Source organism: Rhodococcus sp. 5G237 (assembly GCF_053764735.1).
Genome location: NZ_JBSNCD010000006.1, coordinates 1 through 25,641 on the forward strand (window position 1 = coordinate 1; position 25,641 = coordinate 25,641).

23 protein-coding genes and 1 rRNA gene are annotated in these 25,641 nt (G+C 69.7%); 1 reads left to right on the top strand and 23 read right to left on the bottom strand.

Annotated elements, in window-relative coordinates; all coding sequences use genetic code 11:
* From ACWPOC_RS14890 to ACWPOC_RS14970, 17 genes are all read right to left on the bottom strand, one after another.
* A 16S ribosomal RNA gene (locus ACWPOC_RS14890) occupies nt 1–120 on the bottom strand; the annotation flags it as partial.
* Between the two features lie 474 nt (nt 121–594).
* Nucleotides 595–1,872 carry a tyrosine--tRNA ligase gene (tyrS, locus tag ACWPOC_RS14895; protein WP_455408911.1) on the bottom strand — a complete coding sequence of 426 codons (1,278 nt, stop codon included), beginning with the start codon at nt 1,870–1,872 and terminating at the stop codon, nt 595–597.
* Between the two features lie 15 nt (nt 1,873–1,887).
* Nucleotides 1,888–2,538, bottom strand: a complete 651-nt coding sequence (locus tag ACWPOC_RS14900; RefSeq protein ID WP_230791387.1) for a DNA-3-methyladenine glycosylase — start codon at nt 2,536–2,538, stop codon at nt 1,888–1,890.
* A complete protein-coding gene (locus ACWPOC_RS14905; RefSeq protein ID WP_024101120.1) occupies nt 2,523–2,744 on the bottom strand; it encodes a Trm112 family protein in 222 nt (73 codons plus the stop codon). The genes ACWPOC_RS14900 and ACWPOC_RS14905 overlap by 16 nt, the downstream gene beginning before the upstream one ends.
* 39 nt (nt 2,745–2,783) lie before the next feature.
* The gene (locus ACWPOC_RS14910) at nt 2,784–5,768 is read right to left on the bottom strand and encodes an AMP-binding protein (protein ID WP_455408912.1); all 2,985 of its coding nucleotides are present in this window, start codon (nt 5,766–5,768) and stop codon (nt 2,784–2,786) included.
* A 153-nt stretch (nt 5,769–5,921) separates the two neighbouring features.
* Nucleotides 5,922–7,343: an argininosuccinate lyase gene (argH, locus tag ACWPOC_RS14915; RefSeq protein WP_455408913.1), complete on the bottom strand. Its 1,422-nt coding sequence runs from the start codon at nt 7,341–7,343 to the stop codon at nt 5,922–5,924.
* A gap of 2 nt (nt 7,344–7,345) precedes the next feature.
* On the bottom strand, nt 7,346–8,545 hold the full coding sequence (locus tag ACWPOC_RS14920) for an argininosuccinate synthase (protein ID WP_060652959.1): 1,200 nt from the start codon (nt 8,543–8,545) through the stop codon (nt 7,346–7,348).
* 47 nt (nt 8,546–8,592) lie between these two features.
* Complete coding sequence (locus ACWPOC_RS14925) at nt 8,593–9,102, bottom strand: arginine repressor (protein ID WP_016692767.1); 510 nt, start codon at nt 9,100–9,102, stop codon at nt 8,593–8,595.
* Between the two features lie 2 nt (nt 9,103–9,104).
* Nucleotides 9,105–10,034, bottom strand: coding sequence for an ornithine carbamoyltransferase (gene argF / locus ACWPOC_RS14930; protein ID WP_120283006.1), 930 nt, complete (start codon nt 10,032–10,034; stop codon nt 9,105–9,107).
* Nucleotides 10,035–10,040: 6 nt separating this feature from the next.
* Nucleotides 10,041–11,228 (bottom strand): acetylornithine transaminase, encoded by a 1,188-nt coding sequence (locus ACWPOC_RS14935; RefSeq protein ID WP_120283007.1) that lies wholly within the window; start codon nt 11,226–11,228, stop codon nt 10,041–10,043.
* Nucleotides 11,225–12,163 carry an acetylglutamate kinase gene (gene argB / locus ACWPOC_RS14940; protein WP_120283009.1) on the bottom strand — a complete coding sequence of 313 codons (939 nt, stop codon included), beginning with the start codon at nt 12,161–12,163 and terminating at the stop codon, nt 11,225–11,227. Before argB ends, ACWPOC_RS14935 begins: the two co-directional genes overlap by 4 nt.
* Nucleotides 12,160–13,410, bottom strand: coding sequence for a bifunctional glutamate N-acetyltransferase/amino-acid acetyltransferase ArgJ (gene argJ / locus ACWPOC_RS14945; RefSeq protein WP_120283011.1), 1,251 nt, complete (start codon nt 13,408–13,410; stop codon nt 12,160–12,162). The genes argB and argJ overlap by 4 nt, the downstream gene beginning before the upstream one ends.
* Nucleotides 13,407–14,480, bottom strand: a complete 1,074-nt coding sequence (gene argC / locus ACWPOC_RS14950; RefSeq protein ID WP_120283013.1) for an N-acetyl-gamma-glutamyl-phosphate reductase — start codon at nt 14,478–14,480, stop codon at nt 13,407–13,409. The genes argJ and argC overlap by 4 nt, the downstream gene beginning before the upstream one ends.
* 60 nt (nt 14,481–14,540) lie before the next feature.
* On the bottom strand, nt 14,541–15,056 hold the full coding sequence (locus tag ACWPOC_RS14955; RefSeq protein WP_120283015.1) for a PspA/IM30 family protein: 516 nt from the start codon (nt 15,054–15,056) through the stop codon (nt 14,541–14,543).
* On the bottom strand, nt 15,053–16,057 hold the full coding sequence (locus ACWPOC_RS14960) for an SDR family oxidoreductase (protein ID WP_120283017.1): 1,005 nt from the start codon (nt 16,055–16,057) through the stop codon (nt 15,053–15,055). The genes ACWPOC_RS14955 and ACWPOC_RS14960 overlap by 4 nt, the downstream gene beginning before the upstream one ends.
* A complete protein-coding gene (locus tag ACWPOC_RS14965) occupies nt 16,054–16,965 on the bottom strand; it encodes a bile acid:sodium symporter family protein (protein ID WP_455408914.1) in 912 nt (303 codons plus the stop codon). The genes ACWPOC_RS14960 and ACWPOC_RS14965 overlap by 4 nt, the downstream gene beginning before the upstream one ends.
* On the bottom strand, nt 16,962–18,293 hold the full coding sequence (locus ACWPOC_RS14970) for a flavin-containing monooxygenase (RefSeq protein WP_455408915.1): 1,332 nt from the start codon (nt 18,291–18,293) through the stop codon (nt 16,962–16,964). The genes ACWPOC_RS14965 and ACWPOC_RS14970 overlap by 4 nt, the downstream gene beginning before the upstream one ends.
* Nucleotides 18,294–18,351: 58 nt before the next feature.
* On the opposite strand from ACWPOC_RS14970, the gene ACWPOC_RS14975 reads away from it, so the two are divergent.
* On the top strand, nt 18,352–19,419 hold the full coding sequence (locus ACWPOC_RS14975) for an Lrp/AsnC family transcriptional regulator (RefSeq protein ID WP_455408916.1): 1,068 nt from the start codon (nt 18,352–18,354) through the stop codon (nt 19,417–19,419).
* Here the strand turns inward: ACWPOC_RS14975 and pheT are convergent.
* From pheT to infC, 6 genes are all read right to left on the bottom strand, one after another.
* Nucleotides 19,408–21,894 (bottom strand): phenylalanine--tRNA ligase subunit beta, encoded by a 2,487-nt coding sequence (pheT, locus tag ACWPOC_RS14980; RefSeq protein ID WP_120283023.1) that lies wholly within the window; start codon nt 21,892–21,894, stop codon nt 19,408–19,410. The genes ACWPOC_RS14975 and pheT overlap by 12 nt on opposite strands.
* Nucleotides 21,895–21,953: 59 nt before the next feature.
* Nucleotides 21,954–23,024, bottom strand: coding sequence for a phenylalanine--tRNA ligase subunit alpha (gene pheS / locus ACWPOC_RS14985; RefSeq protein ID WP_120283025.1), 1,071 nt, complete (start codon nt 23,022–23,024; stop codon nt 21,954–21,956).
* Between the two features lie 83 nt (nt 23,025–23,107).
* Nucleotides 23,108–23,920 (bottom strand): TrmH family RNA methyltransferase, encoded by an 813-nt coding sequence (locus tag ACWPOC_RS14990; RefSeq protein ID WP_455408917.1) that lies wholly within the window; start codon nt 23,918–23,920, stop codon nt 23,108–23,110.
* A gap of 38 nt (nt 23,921–23,958) precedes the next feature.
* Complete coding sequence (gene rplT / locus ACWPOC_RS14995) at nt 23,959–24,339, bottom strand: 50S ribosomal protein L20 (RefSeq protein ID WP_006553977.1); 381 nt, start codon at nt 24,337–24,339, stop codon at nt 23,959–23,961.
* 67 nt (nt 24,340–24,406) lie between these two features.
* Nucleotides 24,407–24,601, bottom strand: coding sequence for a 50S ribosomal protein L35 (gene rpmI, locus ACWPOC_RS15000; protein ID WP_006553978.1), 195 nt, complete (start codon nt 24,599–24,601; stop codon nt 24,407–24,409).
* Between the two features lie 71 nt (nt 24,602–24,672).
* Nucleotides 24,673–25,386 (bottom strand): translation initiation factor IF-3, encoded by a 714-nt coding sequence (infC, locus tag ACWPOC_RS15005; protein WP_080597679.1) that lies wholly within the window; start codon nt 25,384–25,386, stop codon nt 24,673–24,675.
* Nucleotides 25,387–25,641: the final 255 nt, after the last annotated feature.

Consider the following 25,641-nt stretch of genomic DNA (forward strand, 5'->3'; position numbering starts at 1 on the left):
CACGTGTTACTCACCCGTTCGCCACTAATCCACCCAGCAAGCTGGGCTTCATCGTTCGACTTGCATGTGTTAAGCACGCCGCCAGCGTTCGTCCTGAGCCAGGATCAAACTCTCCGTTGAAGACTCAAGATTCCCCACCGAAGCGAGGTAATCAGTCAAAGACATCGAGTCAAATCACTAGCATACAAACTCAAACTAGCTCAAACACTGGACCACCGCAGACGGAAGAATGCGATGTCCAGCAACAACCACCGAACAAATTCGATGGTCGCACCAAATATTATTTGGCACTGACATTCATCGGCACACTGTTGAGTTCTCAAAGAACACGCGCACATCGTTACGTTACCGGACACCTGTCCGGCGCGCTCCGAGGCAACCGTTCCAAGCTATCACATCCGATTTCAGGGCCGCAAATCGCTGCTTTCCCGTTCTCTTCCGTGAGAGCCGATCGATGCGACATCGAACATGCCTGTTTCCGAACCTTTCGGTCCGGCGGGCTGTTCGGTGTCGCTCGAACGACGACTAAGTTACGCCGACGCTAACGCGCCGTCAAATCCGCTGGTCAGAGGCTCGCCAGCGTCGGCGAAGGCGTCAGTCGCGGACGACTCGTACGCCGGCGAAGTTCCGCTTGCCCCTGCGCAGGACGAGCCAGCGTCCATGCAGCAACTCTCCGTCACGCGGGGTCCACTCCTCCGAGGAAATGCGGACGTTGTTGACCGACGCCCCGCCTTCCTTGATGGTGCGACGCGCGGCTCCCTTGCTCTCGCACAGACCCGACGCGACGAGCAGATCGATGATCGTGTCCGGCTCGCCGGCGCGGAGCTCCGTCACGGACGCCTCGGTCAGGGCGGCCGCGAGCGTGGGCTCGTCCAGCTCGCCGAGTTCCCCCCGACCGAACAGGGCGCGGCTGGCCAACTCGACCGCTGCGGTGTTGTGCGCCCCGTGCACGAGGGTGGTCATCTCGGCTGCCAGGCGCTTCTGGGCCTCCCGTGCATGCGGACGCTCCATGGTGGCGGTCTCGAGCTCGGCGAGTTCGTCCTTGTCGAGGAAGGTGAACCACCGCAGGTACTTCATGACGTCGGCGTCGGCCGCGTTGACGAAGTACTGGTACCAGGCGTACGGGCTGGTCATCTCCGGGTCGAGCCACAGGCTGCCCCCACCGGTGGACTTGCCGAACTTCTTGCCGTCGGACGAGGTCACGAGCGGGACGGTCAAGGCGTGCACACTCTCACCGTCGGTACGGCGGTTGAGCTCGACACCGGCGATGATGTTGCCCCACTGATCGGAACCGCCGACCTGCAGCGCACATCCGTACTCGCGGCGCAGCTGCACGTAGTCGTTGGCCTGCAGGAGCATGTAGCTGAACTCGGTGTACGAGATGCCGTCACCTTCGAGGCGGCGCTTGACGGTGTCGCGGGCGAGCATCACATTGATCGAGAAGTGCTTGCCGATATCGCGCAGGAAGTCGATCGCGGACAGCTTGCCGGTCCAGTCGAGGTTGTTCACGACCACGGCTCCCGTCGGGGAGTCGTCGAAGTCGACGAACCGTTCGAGCTGCCCACGGATCCGTCCTGCCCATTCGGCGACGGTGTCGGCGGAGTTCATGGTGCGCTCCCCCACGTCCCGCGGGTCGCCGATCATGCCGGTTGCGCCACCTGCGAGAACGATGGGCCGATGGCCGGCGCGCTGGAAACGCTTGAGTGCGAGGAGCGGAACGAGGTGACCGGCGTGCAGGCTCGGGCCGGTCGGATCGAAACCGGCATAGAGGGTGATCGGACCCTTGTCGAGTTCGCCTCGAAGTGCGTCGAGATCGGTCGATTGCGCGATGAGCCCGCGCCAGGTCAGTTCGTCGAGAATGTGCTCAGTCACCGTTCGATCATCCCATCACGCCCGAGGCGCAGCGGGCGCGCGTGGGCTGCGCCGGTACGCGGAGACCCCGATCGCCCCGGGAACCCACAACCGCCACGGCCTGTCGGCCGCCACGCTGATCCCCACCCGCGGCCCCCGCGCGACCTCCCCGACCAGCGGCTCGGCCGGAAGTTCCACGCGCACCCGAGCGTCGGCCGCGTCCACGTCGATACCGTTGTCGGCCAGATCGAGGCCGAGCGCAGCAGCGAGATTGCCGGGCCCCCGTGCGAGGTTCGAGAATGGAGTGCCGGACGTGCGCCGGGAACGGACCGCCTGCTCTCCCTCGATCACCTCACCACCGCGCAACAGCACTGCCGCGGCGGTGCCGTCGGGACCGAGAGAGACGTTCGCGCAGAAGTGCAGTCCGTAGCTGCGGTAGACGTATAGATGCCCCGCAGGTCCGAACATGACCGAATTACGCGGGGTGGGTCCGCGGTACGAGTGCGCGGCCGGGTCCGGCCACGGTCCGTCCTCGGGGCCGCCGTAGGCCTCGACCTCCGTCAGCAGGACGGCGGTCTCCCCCACTCGGACGGTTGCTCCGAGCAGCGCTTCGGCAGCCTCGACCGGATCGAGTCCTTCGAGTTCGCCGCGGACGGATCGACGATTGCGGCTCAGTCGGTGCTCCATCCGGCGACACCGCGCGCGGTGAAGTCCTCGTGCTCGGCGTCGCTGACCTCGCGGGCCTCGTCGACGAGGAGGACGGGAATGCCGTTCTCGATCGGATACGCCCGCCGCAGTCGCGGGTTGTACAGGACGGCGTCGTCGACGAGAAGCAACGGCCCCTTGTCCTCCGGACAGGCCAGAATGCTCAGCAACGTGGGATCGACAGCCACGGATGTCCTTTCGAAGGGCGGAACCGAACCGGTCCCAGGCTACCGCGCTCCGGCGGGCGAACCCGCCGTGCCCGTCTTCCACGCCGTGGCCACGGCCTTGGTGAACCGCTTGTACGTCCCGGTGTCGGGGTTCAGGTACCAGGTACGGACGGTGGGCACGGGCAATCCCTGTTCGCGCAGACGATCGGCGGACGGGCGATAGGACGGGCCCAACGGGATGTCGGGCACGACGTGCACGAGATCGGGTCGTTCGTCGGCCGGGACCGAGTCGAACGCCGCCGTGATCTCCGCGGCCGTCGGTGCACGGTTGCCCCGCAGCGAGCAGCCGGCCACCGCGATGTCGCGACCTCCTACCGAGATGCCATAGGCGACGGCGAGATCGACACGCGGGATCGCTTCGAGCACGTCCGCCACGCTCTGGGTGAAGACCGGGCCGTGGAAGGTGGGGATCACCGTCCGCCGACTGTCGAGCAACCAGTAGTCGCCGTCGTCGTCGCGTCGGAACAGGTTGTCGGTGGGCACCCACACGTCGCCCGGTTCGAACACGCCGCGCATCACACCGGTGATCGCCGAGGCGGCGGGTCCGGGCCTGCCGAGCAGCAGTCCGACCTCGCCGACCTGCGCCTCCCGCACGAAGCCGCGTTCGTCCTCTACGAGTCGGCCGACGCCGGCGTCGTAGGCGGCGAGGCGCACGTCGGCGCTACCGGGCAACGGCCGGCCCTTCGAGCCGATCTTCGAACCGGAGACGTTCGCGAGCACGACGTTTCCCTCGGTCGACGCGTAGAACTCGAGAACCCGTGCGGGCTGGAACCGGTCGAGGGTGCGGCGCCACAACCCCGGTGGCATGCCGGAGCCGATGAACAACCGGATGGGGTGGATGGCGTCGATGTGCAGCGACGGGCTGTCGAGCACCTCACGCATCATCGACCAGGTGTAGGTGACGACGGTGACGCCGTAGCGGTGCACTTCGTCGCTGAAGAGCGACGGATTCAACCCGCGCGACAACGCGATACGCGCCCCACCGGCGAGCGCCCCACCGAAACTGACGAGCAGACCCGACGAATGATGCAGCGGTGCAAGGCAGTACATGGTGTCGCCACGTCCGAGCGAGGCCGCGGTGGCGGTCCCGAAGGCCGACAGCGCCCATCGGTAGTTGGTGACCCGTCGCACCGCGAGCGTGTCGCCGCCACCGGAGAACAGGATGAACGCAAGTTCGCGCGCGAGTCCCGGATCGGCGACGTACCAGCCCGGCAGCTGCACGGAGGAGATGTCGAGTCGTTCGAGATCGACGACGTCGGCGCCGGGTTCGATGTCGAGGTCGCGGACGTCGCCGCCCCCGAGTACCAGCACGGGCAGGCCTGTCGCGACGGCCGCGTCGAGGTTCTCGGGATCGGCGACGATCTTCTCGACACCGCCGAGTCGCACGGCCTCGGCGATGTCCGGTCCGGGCGGGATCAGGACGGACACGCCGCCGAGGCGGGAGATCGCCGCGACCGCCGCCATCGCGCTGGGGCGCACGTCCATGAGGATGCCGACGTGCATCGCGGGACGGATGCCGTTGTCGACGAGCCCGAGGACGACGTTGTCGATCCGCCGGTTGACGGCGTCGAAGGTGTAGACCCGGTCCTCGAAGATGAAGCACTCCCGCTTCGGCGACTTTCGGCCGATTTCGGCGAGCAGGCCGCCGACGGAGATGCGGGTGCGCGGCTGGATCTGCCCGAGCCGCGCGAGGCGGGGAAGGGCGCGGGCGGCCTCGCCGGTGAGATCGCGTGCTCCGCGGACGGCACCCACCGCGATCCCCGCGATCCCCTTGCCGAAATCGGTTCCGACGTCGGCGAGGGTCGCGGCGGTGTGCGTGATGCGGGATGCGACCGAGACGCCGGTGCCCTCATCGGTGGGGTTCGGCACCGCCATCGGCGCGATGCCGACGGGCCGGTCCCCGACGCCCTCGCGCCACTGCACCCACTCCCCGACCGACGGCCACGTCTGCTGACCGGCGACACTGCCCACAACCAGACCGAAATGCCCTGCGCGCAAGGTGTATTCGTAGACCTCCGCGCGGGGCGACGCCTTGCGGATACCGCGTACGGCGAGCGGTTGCCCGATGTCGTCGACCTCACCGATGAACGCGAGGACGGGACAGGTGATCTCGGCGAGGCTCACTGCCCGGTCGTTGATGACGAAACCGCCACTGACCATGCGGTTGTGAGCGATGAACTGGCGCAACACCTCGGCGACGGCCGGTCCGGACCACGCCACCCACCCCTCGGTGTCGAGGAACCGGCGCTGCGGTTCTCGCGGCAGCAGCGCTTCCCGGTCGTGGAGCTGGAGCAGGAAGTCGATGCGCGAGCGCACGGTCTTGACCGGATCGAGCAGCTGGAATCCGGTGCGCGCCATCCATCCCGTGATCGCGAGGCGGTTGAAGACGTGGTCCGCGAGGAAGTCCGCGGAGTGGGTCGCGACGATCTCCGGAATCCCGAAGGGCAGGGCGGCGAGGGTGTCGACCGGGCTGCCGAAGGTGGTCAGGCTCGCGATGCCGCGGCTACGCCGGTACGCCGCGACCTGATAGCAGAACATGCCGCCCTGCGAGTACCCACCGAGATGCACGTCGCGACCGGTATAGGCGCGGACGCAGTCGACGACTTCGTCGAGGGCGAGGATGTGATCGGTGAGGGTGCGTTTCCAGCCCCCCTCTTCCTGGTCGGGCGACCCGAAGTCCACGACCCAGGGGTCGAGACCCGCTTCGTGGAGGGTGCCGACGGCGCCGGCGTCACGGGTGACGTCGTACACCTCGGCGGACACCATCATCGGTGGCACGAGGACGATCGGGATGCCCGTGGAGGCGGTGTCGGATTCGGGGAAGTACCGGCGGAGCCGGTACATGGAGGTGCGCTCGACGACCTGGTACGGCGAGGACGAGCGGCCGGGTTCGAGACCACCGAAACGCAGGACTTCGAGACCGTTCTGGGCAGTGGCGACGAGCCGTCGCACCGACTCGGTCACTACATCGGCGTCCAGTCCCACGGTCCGCTCCCCTTCTCGACGATGTATCCGCAGCGGTCCCCGGCACCTGCGGTTCTACACCGGTACCCGCTGCATGCCGAGAGTATGTGTCAGCCTGCCACACCGCCCTCACCGTCCCGGGCAACTCGGGGTGTGCCCGGGACGGCAGGCGTGTCAGCCGCGCACCCAGCTGCGCAGGTGTGCCGCGGCGTCGCGCACGCGGCCGAGCTGCTCGGCCACCCGCACGCCCGCGGTGCCACCACGCGCGTCGCGCGAGGCGATGGATCCTTCGACGGTGAGCACTTCCCGCACCTGCGGGGTCAGCGCCGGATCGACACCGGCGAGCTCCTCGTCCGTGAGGTCCTCGAGACCGACCCCGCGGCCTTCGGCGACCCGCACGCATGCCCCGGCCGCCTCGTGGGCGACGCGGAACGGAACGCCCTGGCGAACCATCCACTCGGCGATGTCGGTCGCGAGGGTGAATCCGGCGGGTGCGAGCTCGGCCATGCGTTCGGTGTGGAAGGTCAGCGTCGAGACGAGGCCCGCGATCGCCGGGAGCAGCAGCTCGAGCTGTGCGACGGAGTCGAAGACCGGCTCCTTGTCCTCCTGCAGGTCGCGGTTGTAGGCCAGCGGCTGCGCCTTGAGCGTGGCCAGCAGACCGGTGAGGTTACCGATGAGACGACCGGCCTTACCGCGGGTGAGCTCGGAGACGTCCGGATTCTTCTTCTGGGGCATGATCGACGACCCGGTCGACCATTCGTCCGCGAGGGTGACGTACCCGAACTCGGGGGTGCTCCATAGGATGACCTCCTCCGCCATGCGGGAGAGGTCGACGGCGATCTGTGCGAACACGAACGCCGCTTCCGCCGCGAAGTCGCGGGAGCTGGTCGCGTCGATCGAGTTGTCCGCCGCCGAGTCGAAGCCCAGATCGGCCGCGATCGCGTCGGGGTCGAGACCGAGCGACGATCCGGCCAGCGCGCCCGACCCGTACGGCGAGACCGCCGCGCGCTTGTCGAAGTCGCGCAACCGGTCGACGTCGCGGAGCAGCGGATGCGCGTGGGCGAGCAGGTGATGCGCGAGCAGCACGGGCTGCGCCGCCTGCAGGTGCGTCTTGCCGGGCATCACGGCATCGGGGTGCGCTGCGGCCTGGCCGGCGATGGCGTCGACCACGTCGAGGACACCGTCGGCGATGCGCCGCGCGCTGTCGCGCAGCCACATCCGGAACAGCGTCGCGACCTGGTCGTTGCGGGAGCGGCCCGCGCGGAGCCGGCCGCCGACCTCGGGGCCGACCCGCTCGATGAGTCCCCGTTCGAGCGCGCCGTGCACGTCCTCGTCGGACTCGGCGGGACCGAACGCACCGGAGGCCACATCGCCGGCGAGACGGTCGAGGCCGTCGAGCATCGTGGCGAGGTCGTCGTCGGTGAGGAGTCCGGCGCGGTGCAGCACCTTGGCGTGGGCCTGCGAGGCGCGCACGTCGTACGGGGCGAGCGCCCAGTCGAAGTGCGTGGACTTGCTCAGCGCCGCCATGGCGGCGGCCGGTCCGGATGCGAACCGGCCGCCCCACAGGGCACCTTCGTTGGTGCCGTGAGCTGTCATGACTACAGGCCCAGATCGCGCTTCGCGGCGACCTTCGACGACAGGCCGTGGATCTGCACGAAGCCCTTGGCGTTGGACTGGTCGAAGCTGTCGCCCTCGTCGTAGGTGGCGAGGTTGAAGTCGTACAGCGACTCGGGGCTGCGACGGCCGTTGACGGTGATGTGTCCGCCGTGGAGCACCATGCGGATGTCGCCGGTGACGCGCTCCTGGGTGTTCTTGATGAAGGCGTCGAGGGCGGTCTTCAGCGGCGAGTACCACAGGCCGTCGTACACCAGCTCGCTCCAGCGCTCCTCGACGCGACGCTTGTAGCGGCCGAGTTCGCGCTCGAGGGTGACGTGCTCGAGTTCCTGGTGGGCGGTGATGAGGGCGATGGCGCCGGGGGCCTCGTAGATCTCGCGGCTCTTGATGCCGACGAGGCGGTCCTCGACCATGTCGAGGCGGCCCACACCCTGGGCGCCCGCGCGACGGTTGAGTTCCTGGATGGCTTCGAGGACGGTGACGTGCTTGCCGTCGATCGCGACGGGGCGGCCGGCCTCGAAGCTGATGATCAGCTCGTCGGGGGCCTGCCAGTGGGCGGTGGGGTCCTCGGTGTAGTCGTAGACGTCCTTGGTGGGGGCGTTCCACAGGTCCTCGAGGAAGCCGGTCTCGACGGCGCGGCCCCAGACGTTCTGGTCGATGGAGAACGGCGAACGCTTGGTGACGTTGATGGGCAGGCCGTGCTCCTCGGCGAAGGCGATGGCCTTCTCGCGGGTCCAGGCGTAGTCGCGGACCGGTGCGATGACCTGGAGGTCGGGGGCGAGGGCGCCGAAGCCGACCTCGAAGCGGACCTGGTCGTTGCCCTTGCCGGTGCAGCCGTGGGAGACGACGGTGCCGCCGTGCTCGCGGGCGGCCTGCACGATGTGCTTGACGATCAGCGGGCGGCTGATGGCCGAGACGAGCGGGTAGCGGTCCATGTAGAGCGCGTTGGCCTGGACGGTGGGCAGGCAGTACTCGTTGGCGAACTCGTCCTTGGCGTCGACGACGATCGATTCGACGGCACCGCAGTCGAGGGCGCGCTGACGCACGACCTCCATGTCCTCGCCACCCTGGCCGAGGTCGATGGCCACGGCGACGACCTCCTTGCCGGTCTCCTTGCCGATCCAGCTGATGGCGACGGAGGTGTCCAGCCCGCCCGAATAGGCGAGTACGACGCGTTCGGCCATTGTCTTTGTGCTCCTTCGTATTTCGACGTGCGTCTATGAGTGGTAGGTCAGGCGAGTGATTCGATTTTCGCGGCCAGTTCGGCTCCCGTCGTCGGTTCGCGGGCGATGACCGCGATGGTGTCGTCGCCGGCGATCGTTCCGACCACCTCGGGTAATGATGCCCGATCGAGTGCACTGGCCAGATAGTGCGCCGCCCCGGGCGGGGTGCGCAGCACGGCGATGTTGCCGCTGGAGTCGGTGGACACCAGCAGTTCGCCGAGCAACCGGGACAGACGGTCGGTGCCTCCGGTCACACCGCGCACGGGGCTGCCGTCCTCCGGGACGACGTACACCCCGGCGCCGCCGTCGGCTGCGCGGAGCTTGACGGCACCGAGTTCCTCGAGGTCGCGGGACAGGGTGGCGGTGGACACCTCGATGCCGTCCTCGGCGAGGAGGGCGGCGAGTTCGGTGTGGCTGCGCACCGGGTGTGCGGCGAGCAGTGCGACGATGCGGGCCTGCCGCGCCGCGCGCGTCGGCGCGGTCGCTGCGCTGTCCGCATGGTTCGCCGCGGTGCTCACGGTCAGCTCCGGCTCTGCTCGAGCAGCCACACGAGCAGGGCCTTCTGTGCGTGGAGGCGGTTCTCGGCCTCGTCCCACACCACCGACCGCGGTCCGTCGATGACCTCGGCGGTGATCTCCTTGCCGCGGTAGGCCGGCAGGCAGTGCAGCACGATCGCGTCGGTGTCGGCGAGGGAGACGAGGGCGTCGTTCAGCTGGAACGGCCGGAAGGGAGCCTCGCGGTCCTTGCCGTCGTCCTCCTGCCCCATCGACACCCAGGTGTCGGTGACGAGCACATCGGCGCCGGTGGCTCCGGTGCGCGGGTCGTCGGTGACGGTGACGCTGCCGCCGGTCTCCTCCGCCCGTGCGCGGCTCGCGGCAACGACCTGCGGGTCGGGGGTGAACCCGGCCGGGGACGCGATGGTCACGTGCATGCCGGCGGTGACGCCGCCGAGCATCAGCGAGTGCGCCATGTTGTTGGCGCCGTCGCCGAAGTAGGTCATCCGCAAGCCCGCGGTGGCGCCCTTGTTCTCGCGGATGGTCTGCAGGTCGGCGAGGACCTGGCAGGGGTGGAAGGTGTCGGTGAGCGCGTTGACGACGGGCACGGTCGAGTGCTCGGCGAGCGTCTCGATGCGGTCCTGGCCGTAGGTGCGCCACACGACCGCTTCGGTGAACCGGGAGAACATCCGGGCGGTGTCCTCGACGGTCTCACCCTTGCCGATCTGGGTGGAGCCGGTGTCGACGACGATGGCGTGTCCGCCGAGCTGGGCGATGCCGGCGTCGAAGGAGAAGCGGGTGCGGGTGGAGGTCTTGTCGAAGAGCACGGCGACGCTGAGGGGCCCTTCGAGGGGGCGGCGGGACAGCGGTGCCTTCTTCAGTTCGGCGGCGAGTTCGAGCACCTCGGTCTGTTCGGCCGGGGTGAGGTCGTCGTCGCGCAGGAAATGGCGGAGCACGGGTCGTCAGTTCCCTTCCCGGTCGGCGGTGTCGAGGACGGCGGGCAGCGCCGTCACGAAGCTCTCGGCCTGCTGTTCGGTGAGGATCAGCGGGGGCGCGAGGCGGATCACGTCGGGTGCGGCGGCATTGACGAGGAAACCGGCCTCTCGGGCGGCGGTCTCGACAGCCGGTGCCTTCTCGGCGGTGAGGACGACACCGAGGAGCAGCCCGGAGCCGCGCACGTGCGAGACGAGCGGGTGCCCGAGTTCCTCGATGCCGACGGCGAGGGTCTTGCCGACGGTGTTCACGTGGTCGAGCAGGTTCTGCTCGTCGATCGTGCGCAGCACCGCGAGGGCGGCCGCGGCGCACACCGGGTTGCCGCCGAAGGTGGTGCCGTGCTTGCCGGGCTGGAACAGCTCGGCGGCCGGGCCGGTGGCGAGGACGGCGCCGATGGGCAGTCCGCCGCCGAGACCCTTGGCGAGGGTCATCACGTCGGGGGTGATGCCCGCTGCCTGGTGGGCGAAGAAGCTGCCGGTACGGGCGATGCCGGTCTGGACCTCGTCGAGCACGAGCAGTGCACCGCGTTCGGTGGTGATGCGACGCGCGCCGGCGAGATAACCCTCGGGCGGGACGACGACGCCGGACTCGCCCATGATCGGTTCGAGGAAGACGGCGGCGGTGTTCTCGTCCACGGCGGCCTCGAGGGCGTCGAGGTCGCCGTAGGGCACGAACTCGACGCCGGCGGGCATCGGTTCGAAGGGGGCGCGCTTGTCGGGCTGGCCGGTCAGGGCGAGCGCGCCCATGGTGCGGCCGTGGAAGGCCTTCTCGCACGCGACGATCTTCGGCCGTCCGGTGAGCCGGGCGATCTTGAAGGCCGCTTCGTTGGCCTCGGTGCCGGAATTGCAGAAGAAGGCGCGGCCCTCGTGACCGAAGCGGTCGAGGAGCTTCTCGGCGAGTTCGAGCACCGGCGGCGAGGCGTACAGGTTCGACACGTGGCCGAGCTGGTTCAGCTGCGCGGTGACGGCCTCGATGATCGCCGGGTGGCGGTGGCCCAGGCTGTTGACGGCGATGCCACCGAGCAGGTCGAGGTACTGCTTGCCGTCGGCGTCGGTGAGCACGGCACCGTCGCCCTCGACCAGCGCGACCTTGGGCACGCCGTAGTTGTTCATCAGCGAACCCGCCCAGCGCTGCTGGAGGTCGGACGTGCCGGTCATGCGGGGCCTTCCTTCTCGGAGGACGGCACCACCATGGTGCCGATGCCTTCTTCGGTGAAAAGTTCGAGGAGCACGGAGTGCGGTTGGCGCCCGTCGATGACGTGTGCGGTGGGCACTCCGCCCTGCACGGCGCGCAGGCACGCCTCCATCTTCGGGACCATGCCGGAGTCGAGCGACGGCAGCAGCGCGGTGAGCGCGTCGGCGTCGATCCGCGAGGTGAGCGAGCTGCGGTCGGGCCAGTTCGTGTAAAGGCCTTCGACATCGGTGAGCACGACCAGCTTCTCCGCGCCGAGCGCTTCGGCGAGGGCGGCCGCGGCGGTGTCGGCGTTGATGTTGTGCACCACGCCGTCGGCGTCGGGCGCGATCGTCGAGACCACGGGGATGCGGCCGGCGGCGATGAGGTCGAGCACCGCGCCGGGGTGGACGCTGGTGACGTCGCCGACGAGGCCGATGTCGGTGGCCTCGCCGTCGACGACGACCGTGCGGCGGGTCGCGGTGAACAGTCCGGCGTCCTCGCCGGAGGTGCCGACGGCGTAGGGCCCGTGGCTGTTGATCAGGCCGACGAGTTCGCGCCCGACCTGCCCGAAGAGCACCATCCGCACGACGTCCATGACCTCGGGGGTGGTGACGCGGAAGCCGCCGCGGAATTCACCTTCCAGGCCGAGTCGCTTCAGCATGGCGTTGATCTGCGGGCCGCCGCCGTGCACGACGACGGGGTGGATGCCGACGGTGCGCAGGAACGCCATGTCGGCGGCGAAGGCGGTCTTGAGGGTGTCGTCGATCATGGCGTTGCCGCCGTACTTGACGACGACGATCTTGTCGCGGAACTTCTGCAGCCACGGCAGAGCCTCGGCGAGGACGAACGCCTTCTGGTGCGAGGTGAGGTCGGCGATCAGTGCGTCGGTCACGTCGTCTCCTGTGCTCGTTCCGGTCACGACGAGTACGCCGAGTTCTCTTCGACGTAGGCGTGCGAGAGGTCGGTGGTGCGGATGGACACCTGCGCGTCGCCGAGACCGAGGTCGATGTCGAGGGCGATGTCGGCGGCGGACAGATCGACCTCGCGGGCGCCGGGGGCACCGACACCGTCGATGCACACCGGATTGCCGTTGAACGACACGGAGATCTTGTCGGGGTCGAGTTCGATCGGGGCGATGCCGATGGCGGCGAGCACGCGGCCCCAGTTGGGGTCGGAGCCGAACAGGGCGGTCTTGACGAGGCTGTCGCGGGCCACGGTGCGGGCACCGATCAGGGCGTCGGCCTCACTGGCGGCGCCGCGGACGGTCACGGTGACCCGCTTGGTGACGCCCTCGGCGTCGGCCATCATCTGCTCGGCGAGGTCGTCGCACACGGCGAGGACGGCGGCGTTCAGCTCGTCCTGGCTCGGGGTGATCCCGCTCGCGCCGGAGGCCAGCAGCAGCACGGTGTCGTTGGTGGAGGTCGCGCCGTCGACGTCGAGGCGGTCGAAGGTGAGCCGGGACGCGTGACGCAGCGCGGTGTCGAGCTGCTCGGCGGTCGCGACGGCGTCGGTGGTGACCACGCACAGCATCGTCGCCAGGGCGGGGGCGAGCATGCCGGCGCCCTTAGCCATGCCGCCGACATTCCACTTGTCGGCGTGGTGCAGGGCGGCCTGCTTGGGCACGGTGTCGGTGGTCATGATCGCGTACGCGGCGTCGGTGCCGCCGGAGATGCCCCCGGCGAGTTCGTGGACGATCTCCTGCACGCCGGAGAGCACCTTGTCCATGGGCAGACGGTCGCCGATCAGGCCGGTCGAGCACACGGCGACCTCACCGGCACCGGTCTCGGTGCCCCAGTTGCTCAGGGCGTCGGCGACGGCCTCGGCGGTGGCGTGGGTGTCCTGGAAACCACCGGCGCCGGTGCACGCGTTGGCGCCGCCGGAGTTGAGGATCACCGCGCGCAGGCTGCCGGACTTCAACACCTGCTGGGACCACAGGACGGGGGCGGCCTTGACCTTGTTGGTGGTGAACACACCGGCGGCGGTGAGTTCGGGGCCCTCGTTGACCACGAGCGCGAGGTCCTGCTTGCCGGAGACCTTGATGCCGGCGGGGATGCCGGCGGCTCGGAAGCCGGCGGGGCTGGTGACACCCTGGGTGCGGATCAGGCGTCCCCCGGCGATCTCGGTGGCGCCGGTGTAGACGTCGTCTGCGTACTTGTTCTCGGTCACGGAGCCACTCCCACGGTGGACAGGCCGGCGGTCTCGGGCAGGCCGAGTGCCAGGTTCATCGATTGCACGGCGGCACCGGCGGTGCCCTTGGTGAGATTGTCGAGCGCGGCGACGACGACGAGCAGTCCGGCGTCGGCGTCGACGGTGACGGCGATCTGGACGGCGTTCGAGCCGACCACCGCGCCGGTGGCGGGCAGCGCGCCTTCCGGCAGCAGCTGCACGAAGGGTTCGTCGGCGTAGGCCTTCTCGTAGACGGCGCGGGCCTCGGCGGCGGTCACCGTGGTCGGTGCGGTGCAGGTCGCGAGGATGCCGCGCGGCATGGGCGCGAGGACGGGGGTGAACGAGACCTTCACGTCGGTGCCGGCGAGGGCGGAGAGGTTCTGCTTGATCTCCGGGGTGTGTCGGTGGGCGCCGCCGACGCCGTAGGCGCGGACCGAGCCCATGACCTCGGAGCCGAGCAGGTCGACCTTCGGGGACTTCCCGGCGCCGGAGGTGCCGGAGACGGCCACGACGTTCACGACGGGTTCGACGATGCCGGCGGCGACGGCCGGGGCGAGGGCGAGGGAGGCGGAGGTCGGGTAGCAACCGGGGACCGCGATGCGGGTGGCGCCGACGAGGGCGTCGCGCTTGCCGGGCAGCTCGGGCATGCCGTAGGGCCAGGTGCCGGCGTGGTCGCTGCCGTACCAGCGCTGCCAGTCGGCGGCGCTCTCGAGCCGGAAGTCGGCGCCGCAGTCGATGACGACGGTCGTCTCGGGCAGCTGCTCGGCGATCACGGCGGAGTGGCCGTGCGGCAGGCCGAGGAAGACGACGTCGTGCCCGAGCAGGGTGTCGATGTCGGTGGCGCCGAGCACGCGGTCGGCGAGCGGCAGCAGATGGGGATGGAACTCACGCAGGGTGGCGCCGGCATTACCCCCGGCGGTGAGCGCGCCGATGACGAGTGAGCCGTCCTGGTAGGCGGGGTGGCCGAGGAGCAGGCGCAGGATCTCGCCGCCCGCGTAGCCGCTGGCGCCGGCCACGGCGACCCGTAGCGGCGACTCGGGGGTGGCGGTGAAGTCCGGTGAAGTACCCATACGAATGATTATGCACCCTCATGCAAATCATTTCATAGGGGGTGTCCCTTCCGGGAGGATTCACTCCGACCGCAACGACCGCCGGATCTCCGCGAGCCGGTCGGCAGCAGCTGCCTTGCGCTCCTCGTACTGCTCCTCGAGCGTGCGACCCGCCCCGGTCGCGTGAGCGAGTTCCTCCGCGCCGAGCGCGGTCGCCGAACGCTGTTCGATCTTCTCACGCACCGATTCGAAGGTCGGCACCCCGTCCGCGGTGTATCCGGTGATCTCCTCGATCGTCGGTGCGCGGACCCCGCTGTCGACGATTCCGGCATCGACGGCACCCGGTTCGACGATCTCGGCCTCGTGGACCTGAGCCTCGTGCACCTGGGCCTCGTGGGCGTCTTCCTCGCGCGGGGTCACGTCGGGATCGGGGCTCGGCTCCGGGTCGATCGGCGGCACGTCCGGAATGTCCGGGCCCGGCGGCACATCCGGCACGGTCGGCGTCTCCGGCCCGGCCGGGGTGACGTCGGGGACGGGCTGCTCCGGCTTGTCGGGTTCCTCGGGAGAGGGCACCCGGCCGGCTTCGTCCTTGCTCATGCATCCAGGCTACGTCGCTGGGCTCCCGCTGCGTCCTGTTCGGCGCGAGCCCGCAAATACGCCTCGAAGGCCTCCCGGCTGGTGTACTGCAGCCGCACCCCGAGCTCCTCGCGCAACCGCCGGTTGTCGAGCACCGGACGGTACTGCAGGAAGCCGACCCGCTCCGGGCCGTGCTCCGTCAGACGCAACGCGCGCCCGATCCGCAGGGCGAGCTTCAGCACCGCGGCGGGCACCGTGAGGGTCCTGCGGTTCGTCATCGCGGCGATCTCGGGCACGGTGACGACCCCGTCGCCCGCGACATTGAAGATGCCCGTGACCGGACCGAGCACGGCCTCGGCGAAGGCCGCCGCGACGTCGGTGTGCCAGACGAACACGAACGGGCTGTCGCTGCCGGCGACGACGAGCAGCCGCTCACGGTCGAGCAGTGCGGTGATCTGGTTACGGACGGTCTCCCCCAGGATCGTGCCGATCCGCAGGATCACCTGTTCGAGCTGCGGATGCTCGACCCGGGTGGCGGCGAGCATCTCCTCGACGAGGCGTTTGTGCCGGCTGTAGGTGAACTCGTCGTTGCCGCGGATCGGATCGTCCTCGGTGAGCGGGACCGGGTTGTCGGCGTGATAGCCGTAGGCGGCGCCGGAGGACGCCACCACCAGGCGTCGCACCCCGTAGGTCAGTGCGGCGTCGACGACGTTGCGTGCGCCGTCGACGTCGACGGCGTATTCCTGCTCCGGGGTGGTGTCACGCCCGGGGTTGACGATGGACGCCAGGTGCACGATCACGTCGGGGCGGTGGGTGCCGACGACCTCGGCGATCCTGCGGCGGTCACGGACGTCGGCGATCACGTGGACGACCGCATCGTCGGCGCCTGTTCGTTCGTGGCGGTCGGCGGGTTCGTGGATGTCGGCGCTGATCACCCGGACGCCGCGCGAGCGCAAAGCCGCGACGACGGCGCTGCCGAGGAAGCCGTTGCCGCCGGTGACGAGGGCGGTGAGAGAGGTCATGCGGTCACCTTTCGGGTTGCGGTGCGACGGGCCCAGACGGTGGCCAGGAGCAGTCCGGCGACGATGTCCCAGATCCCCCACCAGCCGGCGACGATCGCCATGCCGCCGAGGCCGTCGAAGAAGGTCATGACGAGGCCGAGCCCGAGGCCGGCGTTGCGGATGCCGACCTCGAACGAGACCGCCCGCCGGCTGTACTCGGGCAGTCCGCTGGCCCATCCGCACAGATAACCGAGGCCGAGCGCGATTGCGTCGTGCAGGAACACCGCGAGCAGGACGAGCCCGATGTAGTCGAGGAAGTCGGCGAAATTGCCGGCGAGCCCGGCGACGATGAACGCGAGCAGTGCGAGCAGGGATCCGTTCTTCACCCACGGCTGGGCGCGGGACGCGAAGCCGGGCGCCTTCTGCGCGGCCCAGATCCCGAGGACGAACGGCAGCCCGATGATCAGGGCGATCTGCACGACCATGTCGAGACCGTCGAGTTCGACCGAACGCAGCAGTGCCGGGGTGCCGTCGCTGCGACTGCCCCAGAACGCGAAGTTGATCGGCATGAGCACGATGGCGAGCACGTTCGACACGGCCGTCATCGACACCGACAGGGCGACATCGCCGCCGGCGCGGTGGGTGAGGACGTTGGAGATGTTCCCGGGTGGGCAGCACGCGACGAGGATCATGCCGAGCGCGATCGACGGGGCGGGGTCGAGCAGCAACGTCAGCAGCCAGGTCACGGCGGGCAGCGCGAGGAACTGCGCGGCGATGCCCACCGCCATGGCCTTCGGTGCGCGCAGCGCGCGGCGGAAGTCGTCGACGGAGGTGTCGAGGGCGATGCCGAGCATGATCGCCGCGAGCACGACGTTGAGGGCGAGCAGCGAACCGGAGTCGAAGAAGAGCCTGACGTCGTCGACGTTCACCGCACGCCCGCCCCGGGGGACGAGGCGGCGGCCTCGCGGACCGCGCGGGTCTGCTCGCGCAGCGCGGCACGGTAGGCGTCCTTGTTGACGTAGTAGGCCATCCGGCCGAGCTTCAGATAGCGGTAACCGCCGGTGAGGTCCGGGGGCGAGGCCGCCAGCGCCGCGCGCCATCGCGCCGCGGCCGCCGGATCGGTGTCGGCGAGACCGATCGCGGCGGCGACGAGTTCGGCCTGTTCGTAGCGGCCCTGCCAGCCGAGCCCGGACGACTCGACCATGCCGAGCACGAACAGGTTCGCGAACCGGCGGCTGATCATGTTCAGCAGGAGGTCCGGTGCGTGGGCGCGCCAGTCGAGCAGGTCCCGGTCCAGGAACGGATAGTCGAGGACGTAGCCGGTGGCGTGCACGATCATGTCGTAGCCGGCGGCCGAACCGTCCCGGAACCGGACCTCGGCGCCGTCGTAGCGCTCGATGTCGGGCCGCACCTGCACGTCCCCGTGGCCGAGGTGGTGCAGGATCAGCGAGTTGACGACCGGGTGCGATTCGTAGAGACGATGGTCGGGTGCGGGCAGCCCGAAGCGGGTGGGGTCGCCGGTGAACTGGCGCAGCACCAGCGCATCGAGGCGCTGCTTGATCGGCGCCGGCAGCGGCCGGCCGCGGGTGAGGGTGTCGGCGGGACGCCCGAACAGATACTTGGGCACGAAGTGATAGCCGCGGCGCACGCTCAGGTCCACCGACCGGGCGTGATGGACGGCGTCGACGGCGATGTCGCAGCCGCTGTTGCCGGCGCCGACGATCAGGACCCGCTTGCCGCGGAAGATCGTCGGGTCCTTGTAGGCACTGGTGTGCAGGATCTCACCGTCGAACTCGCCGGGGATCTGCGGGTGGTTCGGGGTCGCGAGGGTGCCGTTGGCGACCACGACACCGCGGTAGAACTCGGTGGTCGCGGTGCCGTCCCGGCCGGTGGCGGTCACCCGCCACCGGTCGCCGTCCGGTTCGACGCGGGTCACGGTCGTGTCGAAGCGGTAGCGCTCACGCAGGCCGAAGACGTCGGCGTAGTCGCGGAAGTACCGGGCGAGTTCCGCGTGCCCCGGATAGTCCGGTGTCTGCGGCGGCATGGGGAACTCGGTGAACTCGGTGGTCGTCTTCGAGGAGATCAGATGCGCCGACTCGTAGACCGTGCTCACCGGGTTGGTGATGTCCCACAACCCCCCGACGGCGCTGTGGGATTCGAAGCCGACGAAGTCGATGCCGTGCCGGGAGAGCGCGCGGGCCCCGGCGAGTCCCGAGGGCCCCGCCCCGATCAGCGCATACTTCTGTTCCGTCTCCATGTGTCGTAGGCTGGCAGGCCGCGCGAATTCGGCACGGATTTTGCAGGATAATGACGAAATGGACGATTCCGAGTACGGAACTGCGCGATCGATCGATGAAATCGACCTGAGAATAATCAATGCGCTCCAGTGGTCCCCGCGTTCGACGTGGGATGCGCTGGCCGGGCCGCTCGGTCTCGATGCCGCCACGGTGGCCCGGCACTGGCGTCGCCTCGAACACGAACGTCTGGCGTGGACCACGATCACCCCCGGGCCGCGCATCCTCGCGCAGGTGACCACCGCACTGCTCGAGATCACCGTGGTGCCCGGCGCGAGGAGGTCGGTGACCGAGGTGATGACGGGGCGTCCGCACGCGGTGACCGTCGAGGTGCCGTCGGCGGGCGCCGACCTGCTCGTCACCGCCGCGACCGCGACCTACGAGCAGATGACCCGGTTGGTCGTCGACGACCTGGCACACCTGCCCGGTGTCGCGTCGATCCGCACCCACGTGGTCTCGGAGTGGTTCACCGAGGGCGGGGCGTGGCGACTGAACGCGCTCGGCCCCGGCGAGCGCGGTGAACTGGCCACGGGCTCGCGGCGGGTGGGTGAGCGGCGCGGACGCACGGCGATCTCCGCCACCGATCGCGCGATCCTGTCGGCGTTGGCGGTGGACGGCCGCACCCCGATGCGCACCCTGGCGGAGATCGCCGGGGCTGCCGCGGCCACGGTCAAACGCCGGGTCGAGGCGTTGCTGGCCGCCGACGTCGTCGGCCTACGATGCGAGTTCGCTCATCCCGCAGCAGGTTTCGCGGTGCTCGTCACGTTGTGGTGCACGGTGCCCGTGGAGCGGTTGACCGCCACCGGGCGGGTGGTGAGCCGGGAGCCGGAGGTGCGCAACTGTTTCGCCGTCGTCGGCGCCGCGAACCTCGTAGTGCAGGCGTGGTTGCACTCCCCCGCCGAGGTCCCGGACTTCGAGGCCCGACTGCTCGCGCGCTGCCCGGACCTGACCGTGCGGGACCGGGTGCTGGTGTTGCGCATTCACAAGCTCGCCGGGCACATCCTCGACCGCGCGGGCCGCAAGGTCACCACGGTCCCGCCCGACGTGTGGCTGCCGGGCGGGGACGCGGACGTCGTCTCAGGCGCGTAGCTCGGCACCGACCGCGGTGGCCGCGGCGGCGACCGCCGCCTCGCGGGCGGCGCTGGCCTCGTCCTCGGTGAGGGTGCGATCGGGAGCGCGGAAACGCAGCGCGAATGCGAGGGACTTGCGGTTCTCCCCCAGCTGGGCGCCCTGGTAGACGTCGAACAGGCGGATGTCCTCGAGCAGGTCGCCGCCACCCGAGCGCAGGGCGCTCTCGACGTCGGTGGCCGGCACGTCCGCGTCGACCACGACCGCGACGTCCTGCAGGACCGCCGGGAAGGGCGAGACCACCGGTGCCGGAAGCGATTCCACGAGCGGCAACGCGTCGAGGTCGAGTTCGAAGGCGCACGTGCGTGCGGGCAGGCCGGCCCGTTCGATCACCGCGGGGTGCAGTTCGCCGGCGTGGCCGACGACGACCCCGTCGACGAGCAGTTCGGCGCAGCGGCCGGGATGCCACGGCAGGTACTGGGCGGCGCGGCGCTCGAGGCGCACCCCGGCAGCACGTGCCACGGTCTCCGCGGCGGCGAAGGCGTCGAAGGCATCGGCGGCGCGGCCCGTGCCCCACGGACCGGCCGGTTCACGCAGCCCGGCGAGCACACCACCGACGTGGACGGGCTGCTTCGGCAGCGACCCTTCGAGCAGGGCGATCTCGTCGTCGGTGGGACGACGGTCGACCGGCAGCAGGTCGACCGGCTTCGTCTCGGAGGTGGGCTGCACGACCTGCGCGATCGCGTAGAGCGACAGGTCGCGCTGTCCGCGCGAGACGTTGCGGCCGAGGATCTCGAGCAGACCCGGCAGCAGAGTGGTGGCCAGCTCCGGACGGTCGGACTCGAGGGGGTTGAGCACCTTGGTGGTCACCCGTCGCGGGTCGTCGGCGTCGAGCTTCCAGGTGTCGAACACGCCGGCCGGCAGGAACACCGGGGCGAGCACCTCGACGTAACCGTCGTGGGCGAGGGCGCGGGAGACAGCGCGGCGACGCTTCTGCGTGGCCGTCAGACCACGACCGGCGGGAGCGGTGGGCAGCACCGACGGGATCTGCTCGAGACCTTCGAGGCGCAGCACCTCCTCGACCAGATCGGCGGGCTGGCGCAGGTCGGGGCGCCAGGTCGGCGGGGTGACGACGAGCTGACCGTGGCCGTCCTCGCCGACGCCGACCTCGACCGCGCACCCGATCTGTGTGAGGCGGCGGGCGGCGGTGCCGTTCGGGTAGCTCACCCCGGCCATGCGGTCGGGCAGGTCGATGTCCATGCGGATCGTCGGGCTCTCGGTGGGCACGACGATGTCGGTGAGGGTCGATTCCACCTGTCCACCGGCGATCTCGACGAGCAGGCTCGCGGCCCGGTCGAGCGCGGCGGGGGCCAGAGCCGGATCGACGGTGCGCTCGAAGCGCTTGCCGGCCTCGCTGCTGAGCTTGTGCCGGCGGTTGCCGCGGAAGACGGCGAGCGGATCCCAGGTGGCGGCCTCGAGCAGCACGTCGGTGGTGCTGTCGCCGACCTCGGTGGTGGCGCCGCCCATGATGCCGGCGAGGGAGATCACTCCGGAGTCGTCGGTGATGACGACGTCCTCGGGATCGAGGTCGCGCTCGACACCGTCGAGGGTGGTGAGCTTCTCCCCTGCCCGGGCGCGCCGCACGACCAGCTCACCCTGCAGGGTGGCGGCGTCGAAGGCGTGCAGCGGCTGGCCGAGTTCGAGCATGACGTAGTTGGTCACGTCGACCGCGGGCGAGATCGGGCGGACACCGGCGGTGTGCAGGCGGCGCTGCATCCACCACGGGGTGACGGCCTTCGGGTCGATGCCGGTGACGCGCCGCGCGGCGAACCGGGTGGCCTTCGTCTCGGGTTCGAGCCGGATCGGGTAGGCCTCGCCGGCGTCGGACGGCAGCGCCGGCACGGCCGCGGGATCGGCGAATTCGAGGTCGAAGCCGCACGCGAGTTCGCGGGTGAGTCCGCGGACGGAGAAGCAGTATCCGCGGTCGGGGGTGATGTTCAGTTCGATGACGGTGTCGCCGAGGCCGAGCAGGTCGTTGGCGTCGGTGCCGGGTTCGGCGGTGCCGGGCTCGAGCACGAGGATGCCGGAGTGGTCCTTGCCGATGCCCAGCTCGGACAGCGAGCAGATCATGCCGTCGGAGACGTGCCCGTAGGTCTTGCGCGAGGCGATGGCGAAGTCGCCGGGGAGCACGGCGCCGGGCAGGGCGGCGACGATGAGGTCGCCCTCGGCGAAGTTGCGGGCACCGCACACGATGCCGCGCGGTTCGTCCTCACCGACGTCGACCTTGCAGAAGCGGATGGGCTTCTTGAACTCGGTGAGCTCGGTGATCTCCACGACCCGTCCGACGACGAGGTTGTCGATGCGGCCGAGGGTCTCGATGTCCTCGACCTCGAGTCCGACCCGGACGAATCCCGCGTCGAGTTCCTCGGCGGTGACGTTCCACTCCGGGGTGGCGCGCTGCAGGATCTCGGTCAGCCAGGACTGCGCTACTCGCACTTGTGCTCAGCTCTTTCGTTCGGTCGTCGGTCGGTGGAGTCGGTGTCGGGAGCGGGCTCTCAGCCCTGCACGCCGAACGGCAGGGTGAAGCGCACGTCGCCCTCGACGATGTCGCGCATGTCGGGGATGCCGTTGCGGAACTGCAGGGTGCGTTCGAGGCCCATACCGAACGCGAACCCGGTGTACACGTCGGGGTCGATGCCCGAGGCCCGGAGCACATTGGGGTTGACCATGCCGCAGCCGCCCCACTCGACCCAGCCGGCGCCGCCCTTCTTGTTCGGGAACCACACGTCCACCTCGGCGGACGGTTCGGTGAACGGGAAGTAGTTCGGGCGCATCCGGGTGCGGGTCTCCGGACCGAACAGCGCCCGCGCGAACGCGTCGAGGGTGCCGCGCAGGTGCGCCATGGTCAGGCCCTTGTCGACGGCGAGACCCTCGACCTGCGAGAAGACCGGGGTGTGGGTGGCGTCGAGTTCGTCGGTGCGGAAGGTGCGGCCGGGGCACACGACGTAGATCGGGATGTCGCGGTGCAGCATGGTGCGGACCTGCACGGGCGAGGTGTGGGTGCGCAGCACCTGCCGCGAACCCTCCGGGGCGATGTGGAAGGTGTCCTGCATCGTGCGCGCCGGATGGTCGGGCAGGAAGTTCAGGGCGTCGAAGTTGAAGTGCTCGGTCTCGACCTCGGGGCCTTCGGCGACCTCCCAGCCCATCGCGACGAAGACATCGGCGATCTCGTCGGAGATGATCGAGATCGGGTGGCGGGCGCCGAGCGCGCGGCGGGTCGCGGGCAAGGTGACGTCGACGGCCTCGGCGACGAGGACCGCGGCGTCGCGTTCGGCCTGCAGCACCGCCTTGCGGTCGTCGAAGGCGGCCTGCACGGTGGTGCGGTGGGCGTTGACCCGCTTGCCGGCATCGGCGCGCTCGTTGCCGGGCAGCGAGCCGAGGGCGCGCTTGGCGAGGGAGATGGGCGCCTTGTCGCCGAGGTGGTCGATCTTCGCCTGGGCGAGTTCGTCGAGGTCGGCCGCAGCGGCGAACGCGTCGATCGCGGACTTCTCGGCGGCGGTGAGCGCGTCCTCGGTCAGGGCGCTCGGATCGACTGCCGGCGGGGTGCCGCCCTCTTTCTTGGCCACGACCGGTGCATCTCCTTCTTCGGACGAACGGGTGATCTCGGTGGGTGCGGTCCGGACCGGAGGCCGCGGCGCACCGGGAAATCCTATGTGATGGGCCGAGCGGCCCGATGTTGCACCCGCGCGCTCGCATACAGGCAGATCGAGGCGGCGGTGGCGAGGTTGAGCGATTCGGCGCGTCCGCGGATGGGGATGCGGACGCGATGGTCGGCGCGGGCGGCGACCTGCGGATCGAGTCCGTGGGCCTCGTTGCCGAACAACCACGCGGTGGGCGCGGCGAGCAACTCGTCGGCGTCGTCGAGGTCGATCTCACCGTCGGCAGCCGTCGCGAGGATCTGCACGCCGGCCTCGGCGAGCGCGGCCAGCACCCGGTCGGTGTCGCGTTCGCGCGCGACCGGCAGGTGGAAGATGCTGCCGGCCGAGGAGCGCACGCACTTGCCGTTGTGCGGGTCGACGCTGTCGCCGGCGAGGACCACGGCGTCGGCGCCGACGGCGTCGGAGACGCGGATGAGCGTGCCGGCGTTGCCGGGTTCGGCGACCGCGACGGGCACTGCGAGCAGCCGCGACCGCGGGGTCACCGCTTCGGCGAGCGGCACGTCGAGGGTGTCGCACACGGCGACGAGGCCGGGCGGGGTGACGGTGTCGGACAACCGGGCGGCGGCCCGCTCGGTGACGATCCCCACCCGCACACCCTTGTGGCGCGCTTTGTCGACAACCGTCGCGTACCGGCCCGCGGCCGCTTCGGTGACGAACAGTTCGTGCACGCGTGCGGCGGCGAGCGCCTCGGTGACGGAGTTCTCACCCTCGGCGAGGAACCGCCCGGTCTTGCGACGCTCGGCGGTCCGGAGCAGTTTCACAGCAGAAACGACCCGTGGTGTGCGCTCGGTGAGCGTGTCCACGGGTCGTTCCTGGATGTTGTCGTAGCTCAGGGCAGCACTCAGGCAGCCGGAGCGTTGACGTCGGCCGGCAGGGCAGCCTTGGCGACGGCCACGAGGCCGGCGAAGGCCTCGGCGTCGGAGACGGCGAGCTCGGCGAGGATCTTGCGGTCCACCTCGACACCCGCGGCCTTCAGGCCCTGGATGAAGCGGTTGTAGGTGATGTCGTTGGCGCGGGCAGCAGCGTTGATGCGGCTGATCCACAGCTTGCGGAAATCACCCTTGCGGGCGCGACGGTCGCGGTAGGCGTAGGTCAGCGAGTGAAGCTGCTGCTCCTTGGCCTTGCGGTACAGGCGCGAGCGCTGTCCGCGGTAGCCCTTCGAGGCCTCGAGAATCGAACGACGCTTCTTCTGGGCGTTGACGGCCCTCTTCACGCGTGCCACTGGTTATGTGTCCTGTCAGAGTTCGGGGGACGAACGAGGTGTCCCCGGATGGATCGGTCGGAGAGGCTCAGAGCCCGAGCATGCGCTTGACGCGCGGAGCGTCGGCATCGGCGACGACGGCCTTGCCGTCGAGGCGACGCGTCACCCGCGAGGACTTGTGCTCGAGCAGGTGGCGGCGACCCGCCTTCTGGCGCAGGACCTTTCCGCTACCGGACACCTTGAATCGCTTCGCGGTGCCGCTGTGGGTCTTCGACTTGGGCATGGAGTCCTCAGTTCTTGTCGTGTGCGTACATCGGTGCTCACGGACAGCACCGGATGTGCTGCCTGAGCGGGCTAGTTGCTCTGGGCGTCGCCCGTCTCGGGAGCCGGCGCGGACTCCGTGGACGGGGCTGCGGAGGCTGCCGGGCGCGGAGCGGACTTCGCCGGTGCGGCCTGCGCGGCTTCCTGAGCCTTCGCGCGGGTCTTCGCACCCTTGTGCGGGGCCAGCACCATCGTCATGTTCCGGCCGTCCTGCTTCGGACTGGTCTCGATGAAACCGAGTTCGGCCACATCGGCGCCGAGGCGCTGCAGCAACCGGAATCCGAGTTCGGGGCGCGACTGCTCGCGGCCGCGGAACATGATCGTGACCTTGACCTTCGAACCGGCTTCGAGGAAGCGCACGACGTTGCGCTTCTTGGTCTCGTAGTCGTGGTCGTCGATCTTCGGACGGAGCTTCTGCTCCTTGATCACGGTCTGCTGCTGGTTCTTGCGCGATTCGCGCGCCTTCTGCGCGGCTTCGTACTTGAACTTGCCGTAGTCCATGATCTTGCAGACCGGCGGCCGGGCGTCGGGTGCCACCTCGACGAGGTCGAGGTCGGCTTCGATTGCCAGGCGGAGGGCATCTTCAACACGCACGATTCCGACCTGTTCACCGCCGGGTCCGACGAGTCGGACTTCGGGAACTCGGATGCGTTCGTTGATGCGGGTCTCAGCGCTGATGGGGCCTCCTAGGTAGAGCGGTGTGGTCGGTCTGACCGCACCGCAGCACGTGGCCCTACTCCTCGACAAGAAGACCCCGCTGTGGTGCCGAGGCTCCACGCGGGGTCCGATACCGACCGGTCGACGGTCAACCGGCTCGCGCCGGGTGATCCGCACCGCCCGATGAAGGGCGGACGTCCGGGGCTTCCGCACCCGGAGGACCGGACCCCTGAGCTGCATCGATGTGCCGCCAGAGGTGGGAGTCGGACTCCACTTTGCTGCCCACGGAGGATCACCGCGGGCGGTCGTGGGATCAAGTCTAACAAAAAGCCACGTCGACGACGA